This is a genomic window from Phycisphaerae bacterium (genome assembly GCA_012729815.1).
Taxonomy (GTDB): Bacteria; Planctomycetota; Phycisphaerae; order JAAYCJ01; family JAAYCJ01; genus JAAYCJ01.
This window is the reverse complement of sequence record JAAYCJ010000254.1, coordinates 1-14,129: the sequence shown is the minus strand read 5'-3', so window position 1 is coordinate 14,129 and position 14,129 is coordinate 1. Positions and strand designations below refer to the sequence as shown.

Here is a 14,129-nt window from a genome sequence, read left to right as displayed (position 1 = left end):
TCCGTGCCTGCCGCTTCCGCCTCCACCCCTGAACCTTGGGGTCAGGTCTTGAAAGTTTAATTTTCGCTGCCACGCCCAGCGACGACCGTCGCCCTCGCGCCGCCGGGAAAACGCTGGTCTTTCCCGCTCCCGCCGTTTATCCTCATCGCCCTGACAACAAGTCCATTACGTCAAAACCAGGAGCCAAGGAGCCGTCCTAATGCCCTCAGCCGATGATCTCATCCTCCTGCCGCGTCCGCGGTCCCTCAAACCCGCATCGGACCGCCTGACCCTCCACAACCACAGCCGGATCATCTGCCGCGGCAATCCCGCCGAACTTCTCCCGATCGCCGAAACCCTCCAGAACGCCATTCGCCAGACCCAGCGTCTCGAATGGGACATCCGCTCCGGCCAGCCCGACGCCGACCAATTTGTCCAGGCTGTCCTGACCCTCGACCCAAAGGCCAAAATCGCCCCGCAAGGCTACTCCCTCGCGACCACCGCCGACCGAATCGACCTCACCGCTTCCGACCCCGCCGGCCTCTTCTACGGCGTCATGACCCTCAACCAGATCCTCCGCCAATGCTCCGGCGCCTTGCCCGCCTGCACTATAAACGACCAACCCGACTTCCCAAGCCGCGGCGTCATGCTCGACGTCTCCCGCGCCAAAGTCCCCACTCTCGAATCCCTCTTCGCCCTCGTCGACGACCTTGCCGCCCTCAAAATCAACCACCTCGAACTCTACACCGAACACACCTTCGCCTACCGCAACCACCGCGAGGTCTGGGCCCAGGCCAGCCCCATCACCGGTCAGGACATCCTCCGCCTTGACGCCTACTGCCGACAACGCTTCGTCGAACTCGTCCCCAACCAGAACTCCTTCGGCCACATGCACCGATGGCTCGAACTGCCGCGATACAAACACCTCGCCGAAGCCCCCGACGGCGCCGACCTGCCCTGGGGCGGACGCATCGAAGGCCCCTTCAGTCTCGACCCCAGCCATCCCGGCAGCCTCGAACTGCTCGACGACCTCTTCGCCGACCTCCTGCCCCACTTCACCAGCCGAAACTTCAACGTCGGCTGCGACGAGACCTTCGACCTCGGCCAGGGCCGCAGCAAAACCGAATGCGAAAAACGCGGCAAAGGACGCGTCTACCTCGACTTCCTCCTCAAAATCCACGACCTCGTCCGCCGCCACGGCCGAACCATGATGTTCTGGGGCGATATCATCCTCGAACATCCCGAACTCGTGCCCGAACTGCCCAAGGACATGGTCGCCCTCGACTGGGGCTACGAAGCCAACCACCCCTTCGACAAACAGTGCGCTAAATTCGCTGAAGCCGGCGTCCCGTTCCACGTCTGTCCGGGCACCTCGTCCTGGAACAGCATCGCCGGACGCACCGACAACGCCGTCGAAAACCTCCGCGTCGCTGCCGAACAGGGCCGCAAACACGGCGCACTCGGCTACCTGATCACCGACTGGGGCGACAACGGCCACTACCAATACCTGCCCGTCAGCTTCCTCGGCTACGCAGCCGGCGCCGCCTTCTCCTGGAGCCTCGACGGCAACGCCAATATCGACCTGCCCCGCGCCCTCGACGCCCACGTCTTCCGCGACCGCGCCGCCGTGATGGGCCGCCTCGCCTATGACCTCGGCAACGCCTACCGCCGCGTCGGCAAGGAACTCGGCAACAACACCGTCTTTACCCATCTGCTCTGGACCGGTCCTTCCTTCGAACTGCCCGCCGAAGTCACCGAAGACAAACTCCGCGAAACCCGCGACTTCATCCACACCACCGCCCAGCCGCTCAACCGCGCCCAAATGGACCGCGACGACGGCCCACTCATCGCCGACGAATACGCCAACACCGCCCGAGCCCTCCTCCTCGCCGTCGATGCCGCTCTGGCCATCCGAACCGGCACAATCGCCGAGTCGAACACCAAGGAAAACCTCGCCGACCAGGCCCGCGTCATCCTCGGCGAGCACCGCCGCCTGTGGATCGCCCGCAACCGTCCCGGCGGAATCAACGAAAGCACCAGAATCTTCGAAAAATGGCTGGCCTGACACCGCCACGGTAAGGACACCCCCATGAAACCCAAGGCAACCCTCTCGGTCAAAGGCTTTCTCCTCCACGTCACCCACTACGACCCGCACTGGATGAAAACCAAAACGCGGGAAAAACCCTTCGACCTGCGCGTCGCCCTCGACGTCGTCGAAGCCATGGCCCACGCCGGCCTCAATCTCCTCGTCGTCGACTGCGCCGACGGCGTCCGCTACCGCTCCCACCCCGAACTCGCCCGACCCTACACCGTACCCATGGACCACCTCCGCGCCCTCGCCGACCGCGCCCGCGAACTGAACATCGACGTCGTCCCCAAACTCAACTTCTCACAGGGCCTCCACGTCCACAACCTCTGGTTCCGCCCCTACAACGAACTCTACGACAACGACGAATACTGGCGCGTCGCCTTCGAACTCATCGACGAACTCATCGACGCCTGCCGTCCCGCCCGCTTCTTCCATATCGGCATGGACGAGGAAAACCACCGCTCCTACCGCCACTACGTCCGCGCCATCAAAACCCTCCGCGCCGGCCTGCGACAACGTAAACTCCGCACCGTCGTCTGGAACGACACCGCCCTCGAAAACTCCATGTGGGACCAGTTCGCCGAAAAATGCCTCGTCGCCGAACGCCAACTCCCCAAGGACGTCGTCCAGGTCCCCTGGTGCTACGACCGCGCGCTCCCCAACGTCGTCAAACGCCTCGTCGGCCACGGCTTCGACGTCTGGGGCGCCCCGGGACCAACCGCCGAACGCATCCAAGCCTGGAAACGCGATATCCTCCGCCTCGGCGGAAAGGGCCTCCTCTTCACCCGCTGGATCCCCTGCATCCGCAAAAACCGAAAGGAACTGCTGAACCTGATCAAAACGGCCGGAGAGGTCTGCGGATAGCCGAAGCGCCGGCCCTCACATCTGTTCGAGCGTGCGAATGCCCAACAGGTCCAACCCGATCTTCAGCGTCCGCGCCGTCAGATCGCACAACCACAACCGCGAAACCCGCCGCTCAGCCGTCGCCGCCTTCAAAACCGGACAGTTCTCGTAAAACACGCTGAACGCCTGGCTCAACTCGTACAAATGGCTGGTAATCAAATTCGGCCGCAGATTCTCGTCCACGTCGCCCACCACCTCGCCGAACTGGATGATCTTCTTCGCCAGATTCTCCTCCGCCGGCTCGTCCAGCACGATCCTCGCATCCGTCGGCAGATCGCCCGCCTCCACCTGACCCTTCCGCTCGATCGACTTGATCCGCGCGTACGCGTACATCATGTACGGAGCCGTGTTGCCGTCCAACGCCAGCATCTTCTCAAAACTGAAAATGTAGTCGCTGTTGCGGTTCTGCGAAAGGTCCGCGTACTTCACCGCCCCCACGCCCACCGCCTCCGCGATGTACCGCCGCTTCTCGCTCGGCAGATCCGGATTCTTGCTGTCCACCACCGCCTGTGCGTGCTCGATCGACTCCTCCAGCAGATCCTTGAGCTTCACGTTCTCCCCGCTTCGAGTCTTCAGCGGCCGGCCGTCCTCGCCCAGCACCGATCCGAACGTTACGTGCTCCAGCCGCGCCCGCTCGCCCGTCTCCGGAACCACGTCCCATCCCGCCTTGCCCACCGCCGCAAAGATCTGCTGAAAGTGAAGCGTCTGCCGCGCGTCCGTCAGATAAATGACCCGCTCCGCCGCCAGCTTCTGAACCCGGTACCGTATCGCCGCCAGATCCGTCGTCGCGTACAGATACCCGCCGTCGCTCTTGCGAATCAGCACCGGAAGCGGAGTGCCCTCCTTCGTCTTGAACCCCTCAAGGAAAATGCACACCGCCCCCTGATCCACCACCGCCAGCTTCCTGGCGTTCAGCAGCTCATCCACCACCGCAGCCAGATCGTCGCGATAGTCGCTCTCCGCCCGGATGTCCTCGCTCGACAGACGCACGCCGAACCGCTCGTAGATCTGCTCGCAATGTCGAATCGACTCGCCGCGCCACGCCTCCCACGCCCGCAGCGTCGACTCGTCCCCGCTCTGCAACGCCACCAGCGTCGCACGCGCCTTCGCCGCGAAATCCGCATCGCTCGAATACCGCCCCTGCGCGTCCCGATAGAACGAATCCAGGTCCGCGATCCGAAACCCGCCCGACTCGATCGTCGACCGGTCGAACGTCTCGAACATGTGGGCCAGCAGCATCCCGATGTGAGTACCCCAGTCGCCCAGGTGGTTCTGCCGGATCACCTCGTGACCCAGAAACTCCAGCACCGCCGCGATCGCGTCCCCGATCACCATGCTCCGCAGGTGCCCGACGTGCATCTCCTTGGCGATATTCGGACCCGAATAATCCACCACCACCCGCGCCGGACGACTTGCACGCTCCAGCCCCATCCGCGGATCGCCCAGCACACCCTCCAACCGACCGGCCAGCCACCCGCGGCTCAACCGCAAATTGATAAACCCCGGCCCCGCGATCTCCGGCGCCTCGCAGATATCCGAAATATCGAGCACGCTGATGATCTTCTCCGCCACCTCCCGCGGCTTGGCCTTCAACTCCTTGGCCAGACTCATCGCCGCGTTGCACTGGTAATCGCCAAATCGGGCGTCCGTCGCCGGACGAAGGATCGGATCGCGATCCGCGAACTCCGGCCCGAAGGCCTCCACAAACGCCCGGGCAAAACGGTCTCTGATCTCGAAAAGGGCCGAAGGCATGACGCTACTCGAAGATTCTCACTCGCTCGGCTTGCTCGCCGTCCGCCGTTCCCAGCGGACCCGCGGGGCGTCGCCCCACAACAACTCCAGGTCGTATATCTCGCGGTAGTCCGGCGCGAACACGTGGACCACCACGTCCCCGTAATCGATCAAAACCCAATGGCTGTACTGAACCCCGTCCACCCCCAAAGGCCGCCGCCCCTGCTCCTTCCCCAAACCCAACACCTGCTCAGCCGCCGTCCGAATCTGCCGGTCCGAACTCCCCGTGGCGATCACAAAATAGTCCGCCACCCCGCTCAGGTCCCGCAAGTCCAGCACAATCACATTCGTGCAACGCTCATCGCCGCACGTCCGCGCCGCCTGAACCGCAAACTCCCGTGTCGCATCACGCTTCGCCAGGGCTGGCCCTCCCAAAACCGCTAAAGCCCCATAAAAACTCAAGCTTCACTGATAAACAAATCAGTGAAGCACTGATGGTGACTTATAATAAGTGCAAATGAACGGCGGGCGACTCGTGGAGTTACTTCCGCATCATCTGCTCGCGAATCTCTTTGCGCTGGGCCTTCCGGAGACGGCGGCGACGACGCTCCGACGGCTTCTCGTAGTAAGCCACCCGCTTCATCTCCTTGGTCAACCCTTCCTTCTCGCACATCTTCTTGAACCGCTTGAGCATCTGATCAACGCTCTCGTTCATTCTGGCCTTGATCTTCAACATTCAGCTCGTAACTCCTTCCACCGAAAAAAGGTGACAAGTCGAAAATTATACCAGCCCACCCCCAGGACTACAACATGCTACCCGCAAATTCACCAAAATTCTGGCAGCACCAACATACCGCCCCTCGCCGCCGCCTCCCATGAACCACCAACGCCGCCGCCCGCAGTTGGTAGGGTGCGTCGTCCCGACGCACCAAAAAACCGTTCCTCGCCGCCGCTTCCCATGGACCACCAGTGTCGCAACCCCTACGCTGTGTTTTCGCCCGCGAAAACACACCTTTCTCTCTCCGACGGCATCATCACGCGCCGCCGGGTCAATCGAGGCTCGTCACCACCGTCACCACGCCCGGAGCCTTCCGCGTCGCCAGCACCGTCTCCCCCTGAAGCAGCTCCAGAATAATATTGTAGTCGTAACCAGCCGACAACGGCCCGCCCGACGCGATCCCGTTGCCCAGATCGACCGCCAGGCCGTCCGCCGCGATCGTCTCCTCGCCCGTGCTCTGGTTGACGAACTGAATCCGAACGCTCAAATCCACCGGAACCCCGCGGCTGCTCCAGACCACCGCAATGTCCGTCCCCGGCGTCACCGTCAGGTCCTTCGCCGGCTGGAGCACCTCCAAACCGTCCCCGTCATACAGCAAAACCGACGCCGGCGCGTACGCCGCCGCCATCAGCTCCGTCCCCTTCAGCAGCCGGACCCCCACGTACATGAACACCCCGCGCGGCACGATCGGCGAAGCCCACAGGTCCGCCGCCGACAACGCGATGCTCCCGCTCTGAACCGCCCCGCTGCTGGTCACCAGGTCCGATGTCACCGCCATCTCGTTGTTGCTGTCGTAGTAAAGATCCGTGTCCAGAAACAGCTCCAACCGCCCGCCCGCCGACAGGTAGTTCCCTGCCCACTCCACGGTCACCACGTCCGTCGGAATCAGCGTCTGATCGAAATCGGGCGTGCTCACGCTCAAAGCCGGAGGCTCCACCGACAACACCGCGTCGCTGGTCGCCGTCTCCAACACCGCCTCGCCCGAATAAAGCCGAACCAGAATCCGATAGTCGTAGCCGATCTTCAGACTCGACGTGTCAAACACGAACGAACCCTGAACGTCGGTGCCCGCGCCGTCCAGAATCACCTGCTCAGCCGCCGCTTCGCCCGCCGACTGGGCCACCACGTCCACCGTCGCGCTCGCCGGCAACTGCGCGATACGCCACCGAACCTCCACCGCCTCGCCCAACGCGATCGACCGGCTCGCCGTCGGAGCCAGAATCTCCACGTAGCTCGTCTCGCCGTTGTCCAGGACCTGGTCGTCCGGAACCGCGCCGTTCGGGTCGTCCACCGCGCCGGGATCGACCAACTCCAGGCATCCCGCGCCGGTCAGCCCGGCAATCAACGCGACAACCAACAACCAACCGTAGCGTCGTGGCATGATCCTGTCCTTTTTTTCCTGTCTGTCTCTCGTAACCGTCGTCAATTCGCAGCCGCCCCGGACTACCGCCCGAGGATCAGGTACGCCTTGCCCGCGTTCTGCTGCACGTCCGAAATGTCCGAATAAGGCGAGCCAAGCAAAAAGTCGCCGATCAGGTCGCCGTTCACGTCGCCCGCCGGAGCGATCGCCTCAAGCCGGTCGCCCGCGTGCTCGCCGACAAATACCGCGCCGGGCAGCTCAAACCCGATCTCCTGGACGTTCCAGTAGTCGTCCGGCAGCCCGTCGCCGTCGTAGTCCACGTACTTGAAGCCCGTCGTCGTATCCGTCTTGACGATGTTGCGCTTCCCGTAAATCAGGTAGATCTTCCCGCAGTCGTCGCGGCCCGGACCGTCCGCGTACGGAGCCGCCGCCAGAATATCGTCCAGCCCGTCGCCGTTCACGTCGTACACCGCGCAAATCCGAGTCCCGAACCGATCGCCGTTATTCTGGCCCTCAAAAATCAACCCCGGAAGCTGTGTCCCAAGCTGGCTGGACACCTCGTCAACCGTAAAGTCGCCGATCACCCCGGCCACGCCGAACATGATCGTCACCCGCCCGGCGCTCACCCGTCCCGAAGCGTCAGCCGACGGGATCGACCACATCACGTCCGCCAAACCGTCGCCGTCGAAATCGCCCGCCGGCTTGACCCGCTCGCCCAACGCCTCGCCCTCGACCGTCCCGTTCAGCTTGATCCCCAGCACCGGCACCTCAAGATCCGGATCGCTGTACGTGGGCTTCTCAATGTTGAAATCGGCCAGGTCGATGATCGACACCCGCCGTCCCGACACCGGCCGCAGCGGCAGCACGTAAATGCTCCCCGCCCCGTTGTTCTCGCCGGGAGCGCCCAGCACCACGTCCGGCACCTGATCGTCGTTAAAGTCGTTCTTGACGTACTGCTGCCCGAACGAATCCGTCTGAGCGAACGCCCCCAATCCGGCAACGCCGGTCACGTGCGAGCCGGCCTCCGCGCCCATGATGTCAAGCTTCCAGCCGGTCTTGCTCCCGTCGGTGCCCACCGGTGTGCCGTTGAGCTCTTCTCCGTGCGCCCACACCCACTCAGGGTTCATCCAAGCGATCGTACCAACGTGGAACGGGAGACTCCTGTGGCGGTGTTCTGATCCCAACACCACGCCTACGCCCGCCTGACTCCGCGTCGGCCGGTCCGGGTCGGCCAGATCCAGCATGTCGTACAGCGGCGAGGTGTAGATGATTTCGATGTTGCCGTCCCCGTCCAGATCGCCGATCGGCGAGACGTTCGTGCCCCATCGTACCTCGGAGTCGAAGCCGGTCAACATTTCGGCCCGTTCTCTGCTGCCTGTGTAGTGCTCAATGTAGGTGCCGCCGAAATTCTCTCCCGGGGCGTCAGAAACCCCGTCTTCCACGGGACTGCCGATCTTGTTCAGGTCGTAGATCCCGTTCCGATACGCCGCCAGACGCTGGCTCGTCAGCAGATAAGTTGCCCCTCGCCGTTCCTGTACGTGCTCGACCCACACGTTAAAGCAGAAATTCGGCGCGAGCCACTCACAATGGATGATGTCGCCCGGCAGATAGTACATGTCGTTCGGGATTCCTCCGAACTGCAGATTGAAGCGTCTGAAATCTGGCCCGCACTGCCCCCGGATGGTCATCTGAGGATGCACGTGGATCGGATGCCGGCTTCCGCTGGCCGCCGGTATCGTCCACTCCAGGCCGTACATGTCAGGCTCGACCTTCTGGCCCTGCGTCGGGTGCTCGTTCATCCACATGATGGTCAGCGGGGCCGCCTCCGGACACCCGAGCATGATATCGCCCTGGTTGTCGCCCGAAACGTCGGGCAGACTCAATGCATAGTAGGTTCCGAAGATCGTATCGCCCGCCATCGCCGCCAGATTCTCCATCGGCAGCAGCAGGACGCTTCCTTCCAACTCCCGCTCGGTGGCCAGTGGCGAAGCGACGCTGTTCAACTCGAACGTGTACGGGAACGAATCGGTCCCGTAGATCAGGTACGCCGATCCGGCGTCGCCACCCGTGTACTCCTGTCCGTACCGGGCGAACAGTAGAATCTCGCTCCTGCCGTCACCGTCGATGTCGCCGACCCCCGCCACCTCAAAGCCCACCTGGTCGTTGATGTTGAAACCCTTGAACACCGCCCCGTCGATCGGCGAGTACTGCTTCTGCGCCGCCATCGACATGTCCGTCAGGTCGTAAAGACCAGCGTACCCGTCCGGAACCGTCACCGTTCCCGTCGAGTCGCCGCTGCCCCGTGTGACCTCCGCGCTGGCCGAGTTGATCTCATACAGCCGGATCCGGACCTTGTAAGTCCCCGGCGGAAGCTTCGACATGTCCACCATCGCCGTCCCCGCCGACGCCCGCAAACCCGACGCCAACGCCATCGCCTCTGAACTGCCCGCGCTGTTGGGATCCTCCAGGTCAAACGGCACCGCGAAAATCTTGACCAGCCGACCGCTCGGATCGATGTTCACCAGCTCCCACGCCACGTACACCGTCTGCAGATTGCTGCTGATGTTCTCGCTCGGGCGCAATACGTTCAACCGCACCCCCGCCACCGTCACCGTCGCGTCCGATACCGCCCGCGACTCCTCCTCAAAATTCCCCTCCAAAAACATCCGCGCGATGAGGTAGTACGACGTCTCCGCCTTCATGAACCGGTCCGACTGGAACGAAAACTCCGTCGCGTCCTCGCACATGTTGATGCCGTTCGCGTCCGTCACCTGAATCGACTGCTCCGGCCGGTACATCGGCAGCTCGTCGATGTACAGCCGCAAGATCTTCTTCTTGTCCAGCCGACGGCTGCAGATGTCCCCCGTCGTCTCCCAACTGACCGTCACCTCCTGACCCATCGGTATCGTGGTGTCCGCCACCGGAGCCGTGATCTTCAAACCGCCCTCCCCGATCCGAATCCGCCCCTTCGTCATTGTCTGCGACGCCACGTACCCTTGCGGACCGTAGAGCTCCGCGTAGACGAAATACGTCCGGCCCGTATAGAGCTGGAACGACTCAACCGAAGGAACGAACTCGAACGGACTGGCCGCTGTGTCCACCCCGCCCTCGGGCGTGATCTCGATCTGATCCTCATCGGTAAAACTCGATCCGTCCTCATCCAGGTACAGGTGAATCGTCGAACCCGCCGGGGCCTGCGAAACCGTCCAGCGGATATCAAACGACTCCCCAATCCCCAGATACACCAGGTCGTCGTACTCCTTCAGGTCGCTGTTGTCGATGTTGATCGTCGGGAAAAAACCCGTCTCGTCGGATTCGACCACGTCCGGCACGTTGCTGCCGCATCCGCCAAGCCAAAACGTCAAACTCGCCAACAGGAAGGAAAAACTGAGGGTGGAGATCGCTCGCGTGCTACTCATTCGTGCAGTCCTCGATTACGACGTAGCGGATTACTCAAGCTCGTTGTCGTCTGTGGCTAATTATTGCGGGCCTGTCAAGGGCGATTATCCGCCGCCAGGGAACAACTGTCAAGCAAATTGTTCCTGTAACCTCAGGGCGGCGAAAGGGTTGGAACGATACTCCTCGCCGCCGGCGCAGGGCCTGCCGCTCATGCTCGCCATCTTATTCTAGCATTCACGCCGCCGCCGATCAACTGCCGTAACCGGCACGCACTCCTCCGGACCCAATCGCCCCCGCCAACAAGCATCCTCCCGCCGCGCCGCCCGGCGCCCAAGCCTCCCGGAGCGATCGGCCCCGCCGAAGAGCGCGGGGTAAAAATTTGTCATACAACCATATCATCATACAAATCCGGCGGGATCGTCGCCGCCAACAATGGTCGAATCAGTGGAAATGATAAAAGTAAATTGTTTTATCCCCGATAGTGCATAACCCTTTGGCTCGTTACGGGTTAGCCGCTTAACCAGGCGAAATATCGGACGGTGGCACGCTTGACAACGGTCGTTCTTCAAAATACACTAAGAAGCTTCAGAGTTGCAGGGGTGAGCCTGCCTTTCCCCTGGAAACCGAGGAGGGACCGCTACCGAGCGATAGGAGTATCGAATGCCCACTTCGAAGAAGAGCAAGACCTCAGCCGACCCGCGCAAAGACGCCCCGGCCGGGTCTACGGACGCATCGCCCGCCGGTGAGACCGAACTCCATGCCCACGAGCCGACCAATGGCGGCGGCGCCGCCGGCGGCCGCAACAACCAGCACCTGAGCCCGTCGGATCTCGATCAGTTCCGGGACATCCTGATCGAGAAACGCCATCAGTTGGCCGGCGACGTGGACGCGTTGCGGGACGATGCCCTCCGCCGCTCGCGAAAGGACGCCGCGGGCGACCTTTCGAGCATGCCGATCCACATGGCGGATATCGGGACCGACAACTACGAGCAGGAGTTCACCCTCGAACTGATGGAGAACGACCAGACGCTGCTCAAGGAGATTGACGAGGCCCTGGCGCGGATCGAGCAGGGCACCTACGGGGTCTGCCTGGCCACCGGCAAGCGGATCACCAAGAGCCGCCTGCGGGCCAAGCCGTGGGCGAAATACTGCATCGAATACGTCCGGATGAACGAAAAGAACAACAAGTAGCAGCCCCCGCCCGATCGGCCAAGAACGGGGGGCATGGATTTCCAAAACGCGGAGACCAGCAAGGATGTCGGACACGATGGTTGTTTCCCTGCCCTCGAACGCTTGGCGCCACCGGCCGGCCCAATGGTGGTTCTGGATGGTGATGGGGCTGACGCTGGCGGTGGATCTGGGGACCAAGTTTCTGGCGTTCCGGCTGATCCCGCTGAACGAGACGGTTCAGGTTCTGCCCGGGCTGTTGAACTTCCACACGGTGCTCAACGAGGGGGCGGTTTTCGGGTTGGGTTCCGGCCTGCGTTGGATTTTCATGGCGGCGACGGTGGCGGCGGCGGTTTTCATCATTCAGCTTTTCGCCCAGAGCCGGCCGCGTCAGCGGTATCTGCACGTGTTGCTGGCGCTGAGCCTGGGCGGGGCGTTGGGCAACCTCTACGATCGGATTTTTTACGAGAAGGTCCGGGATTTCATTCACATCGCGGTGACGATCTCGAACGACGTTCCGCTCTGGCCTTGGATATTTAACATTGCCGACGTCGCCCTGGTGGTGGGGATCGGCACGCTGCTGGTCGGCTGGACGTTCGGGTGGATCGAATTGCAGACCGGCGGCGGCTGCGCCTGCGGGACGGCCAAGGGATGCGAGACGACCGATGGACCGCCCAAATCGGTGGACTGAGAGCGATCGGCGGTTTATGGCGTCGGCCCTGCGGCTGGCCCGTCGCGGGCTGACGCGGGTCGAGCCGAACCCCGCGGTGGGGGCGGTGTTGGTGCAATCCGATGGGCCGATCGGGCAGGGGTGGCACCGGCAGTTCGGGAAGTCCCACGCCGAGATCGAAGCCATCGAGGACGCCCGCCGACTTGGAAATGACCTTCACGGTTCCACTCTTTACGTAACCCTCGAGCCCTGCTGCCATTGGGGCAAAACCGGGCCGTGCACCGAGGCGATTCTGCGGGAGGGGATTGCCCGTGTGGTGGTTGCCGCAGCCGATCCGTTCGATCGGGTCGGCGGCAAGGGAATCAAGCAACTCCAGGATGGTGGCGTGAGCGTTGAGGTCGGGTTACTGGAGGCTGAGGCGCGGGCGTTGAACGCCTGGTGGTACAAGTTTTACGAGACGGGCCGGCCGTGGGTGATCGGCAAGTGGGCCCAGACGCTGGACGGCAAGTTTGCCTGCGCCAACGGGCATTCGCAGTGGATCTCGAGCCCGGCTTCGCGGAAAGTGGTGCACGCGTTGCGGTGGAGTGTTCGGGCGATCGTGACCGGATCGGGCACGGTGGCTTCGGACGATCCGGAGTTGACGGTGCGGCTGGCGAAGGTCAGTCCGGCGGGACCGCCGCTTCGGGTGGTGTTGGACTCGCGGGCGCGGATTGGCTGCGATTCGCGGCTGGTGGCGACGTCGCGGGAGGTGCCGGTGTTGGTGATGACCGGTCCGCAGGTTGATCCGCAGCGGGAGGATGCGCTTCGGGCTGGCGGCTGCGAGGTCTGGCGGGTCGGCGCGGATGAGGATGGGCTGGACCTTGACGAGGTGGTCGGAGAATTGGGCCGTCGTGGGGCTGGGCGGGTGCTGGTGGAGGCGGGTGCGACGCTGATGTCCGGTTTTTTGAGGCGGGGGTTGTTGGATGAACTGGTGGTTTTTGTGAGTTCGGCGCTGGCGATGGACCCGGAGGCGCGTCAGTTATCGGGCCTGAGCCCCGAGACGGTGGATCAGTTCGAGCGGGAATACGCCTTGCAGTCGGTCCGGCGGGTGGGGGACGACGTGATGCTGGTGCTCTGGAGAAGATAGTGGGTCGCCGAAATGTTAAAAGGGGTAATTATCGTCCGATGGTCGGCGGGGCTTTAGGGGGAATTTCAGGAAAAAGTGCAGTTTTTGCGCGTCGATCCATATCAAGCGGCGGTAAAGTATTGGAATGGAACGAGTTAGCGGCGAATTCGTGAATCGGGTAAATTTTCAAGAGTTTGGGATTCCCGTGCCGATATCTGTGTTGGAAGCACTGATCGGGTCCGCTAAGCGGGCCTGCAAGGCAGGTGAAACCGAGCGGTGCGATGACGAGACAATCAGCGACCGGCTGATCCGGGCCGAGTGAAGGAAAGGTCCCGGAGGCTGGTTGGCACGAGCCGAAGAAGCCAGGACGCCAGACCCCGAAACAGGAATTCGCCGCAAAAGATCAGGGGCTATGAACTATGGTCAATGAGATTCAGCCTACAGGAAGCAGCTATCCGGCCGACCGCGTTTCGGGCGCTCGCCCGAACAAGGCGGGATCGCAGCCGGTTGCGCCCAAAGACAATGGTGAGGATCAGGTCGAGATTTCGGAACTCGCCCTGTGGCGGTCGAAGATCGATTCGCTGCCGGAGACTCGGGCGGAGAAGGTGGCTGCGGTTCGCCAGGAGATCGCGGCTGGGACGTACGAGACGGAGCAGAAGTGGGACGCTGCGCTCGATTCGCTGATCGAGGAGTTGAACAACGGGTTTGTGTAGTCCGTTCACTTGAGCGACCTGAACGATACCGATTTCCTACCACAAGGGCCGATGCGAGTCGGCCCTTCTTTGTTTTTACGCGCGGGGAGGCTGCGGCGAGGGGTTCTTTTCCCGCAGAGGGGCGGAGAGGTGGAGGAGGCCGGAGAGGACAGAAGGCAATGAAGAATGAAAGTAGCAAATGGCAGAATGCAAAATGCGGGGATTGAACAGAAGGTCGCGAAGGGCGCGAAGGGGG

Annotated in this window: 11 protein-coding genes; 6 read left to right on the top strand and 5 right to left on the bottom strand. The window is 62.7% G+C overall.

Features of this window, described 5'->3' with window-relative positions; all coding sequences use genetic code 11:
• Positions 1-199: 199 nt before the first annotated feature.
• Complete coding sequence (locus tag GXY33_16935) at positions 200-2,044, top strand: family 20 glycosylhydrolase (GenBank protein NLX06824.1); 1,845 nt, start codon at positions 200-202, stop codon at positions 2,042-2,044.
• Between the two features lie 24 nt (positions 2,045-2,068).
• Positions 2,069-2,932 carry a hypothetical protein gene (locus GXY33_16930; GenBank protein NLX06823.1) on the top strand — a complete coding sequence of 288 codons (864 nt, stop codon included), beginning with the start codon at positions 2,069-2,071 and terminating at the stop codon, positions 2,930-2,932.
• Positions 2,933-2,947: 15 nt separating this feature from the next.
• Here GXY33_16930 and argS read toward each other — a convergent pair whose 3' ends face one another.
• The 5 genes from argS to GXY33_16905 all read right to left on the bottom strand — a co-directional run bounded on the left by argS (position 2,948) and on the right by GXY33_16905 (position 10,259).
• Positions 2,948-4,723, bottom strand: coding sequence for an arginine--tRNA ligase (gene argS / locus GXY33_16925; GenBank protein NLX06822.1), 1,776 nt, complete (start codon positions 4,721-4,723; stop codon positions 2,948-2,950).
• A gap of 18 nt (positions 4,724-4,741) precedes the next feature.
• A complete protein-coding gene (gene rsfS / locus GXY33_16920) occupies positions 4,742-5,137 on the bottom strand; it encodes a ribosome silencing factor (protein NLX06821.1) in 396 nt (131 codons plus the stop codon).
• A gap of 106 nt (positions 5,138-5,243) precedes the next feature.
• Complete coding sequence (gene rpsU, locus GXY33_16915) at positions 5,244-5,438, bottom strand: 30S ribosomal protein S21 (GenBank protein NLX06820.1); 195 nt, start codon at positions 5,436-5,438, stop codon at positions 5,244-5,246.
• Positions 5,439-5,751: 313 nt separating this feature from the next.
• Positions 5,752-6,861: a hypothetical protein gene (locus GXY33_16910; GenBank protein ID NLX06819.1), complete on the bottom strand. Its 1,110-nt coding sequence runs from the start codon at positions 6,859-6,861 to the stop codon at positions 5,752-5,754.
• A 62-nt stretch (positions 6,862-6,923) separates the two neighbouring features.
• A complete protein-coding gene (locus GXY33_16905) occupies positions 6,924-10,259 on the bottom strand; it encodes a hypothetical protein (protein NLX06818.1) in 3,336 nt (1,111 codons plus the stop codon).
• 640 nt (positions 10,260-10,899) lie between these two features.
• Between GXY33_16905 and GXY33_16900 the strand changes: the two genes are divergently transcribed.
• From GXY33_16900 to GXY33_16885, 4 genes are all read left to right on the top strand, one after another.
• Positions 10,900-11,430 (top strand): hypothetical protein, encoded by a 531-nt coding sequence (locus GXY33_16900; protein NLX06817.1) that lies wholly within the window; start codon positions 10,900-10,902, stop codon positions 11,428-11,430.
• Between the two features lie 76 nt (positions 11,431-11,506).
• Positions 11,507-12,097: a signal peptidase II gene (gene lspA / locus GXY33_16895; GenBank protein ID NLX06816.1), complete on the top strand. Its 591-nt coding sequence runs from the start codon at positions 11,507-11,509 to the stop codon at positions 12,095-12,097.
• Entirely contained in the window at positions 12,072-13,202 is a 1,131-nt protein-coding gene (gene ribD, locus GXY33_16890) for a bifunctional diaminohydroxyphosphoribosylaminopyrimidine deaminase/5-amino-6-(5-phosphoribosylamino)uracil reductase RibD (GenBank protein ID NLX06815.1), read from the top strand. Before lspA ends, ribD begins: the two co-directional genes overlap by 26 nt.
• Positions 13,203-13,600: 398 nt before the next feature.
• Positions 13,601-13,894, top strand: a complete 294-nt coding sequence (locus tag GXY33_16885) for a flagellar biosynthesis anti-sigma factor FlgM (GenBank protein ID NLX06814.1) — start codon at positions 13,601-13,603, stop codon at positions 13,892-13,894.
• The last annotated feature ends 235 nt before the right edge of the window (positions 13,895-14,129 follow it).

What these genes read in the sequence shown, in the direction of transcription:
- GXY33_16885 (NLX06814.1), top strand. Translation starts at nt 13,601, where the DNA reads ATGGTCAATGAGATTCAGCCTACAGGAAGCAGCTATCCGGCCGACCGC.
- GXY33_16900 (NLX06817.1), top strand. Translation starts at nt 10,900, where the DNA reads ATGCCCACTTCGAAGAAGAGCAAGACCTCAGCCGACCCGCGCAAAGAC.
- rpsU (NLX06820.1), bottom strand. Translation starts at nt 5,438, where the DNA reads ATGTTGAAGATCAAGGCCAGAATGAACGAGAGCGTTGATCAGATGCTC.
- GXY33_16935 (NLX06824.1), top strand. Translation starts at nt 200, where the DNA reads ATGCCCTCAGCCGATGATCTCATCCTCCTGCCGCGTCCGCGGTCCCTC.
- GXY33_16905 (NLX06818.1), bottom strand. Translation starts at nt 10,259, where the DNA reads ATGAGTAGCACGCGAGCGATCTCCACCCTCAGTTTTTCCTTCCTGTTG.
- GXY33_16910 (NLX06819.1), bottom strand. Translation starts at nt 6,861, where the DNA reads ATGCCACGACGCTACGGTTGGTTGTTGGTTGTCGCGTTGATTGCCGGG.
- GXY33_16930 (NLX06823.1), top strand. Translation starts at nt 2,069, where the DNA reads ATGAAACCCAAGGCAACCCTCTCGGTCAAAGGCTTTCTCCTCCACGTC.
- ribD (NLX06815.1), top strand. Translation starts at nt 12,072, where the DNA reads ATGGACCGCCCAAATCGGTGGACTGAGAGCGATCGGCGGTTTATGGCG.
- lspA (NLX06816.1), top strand. Translation starts at nt 11,507, where the DNA reads ATGGTTGTTTCCCTGCCCTCGAACGCTTGGCGCCACCGGCCGGCCCAA.
- argS (NLX06822.1), bottom strand. Translation starts at nt 4,723, where the DNA reads ATGCCTTCGGCCCTTTTCGAGATCAGAGACCGTTTTGCCCGGGCGTTT.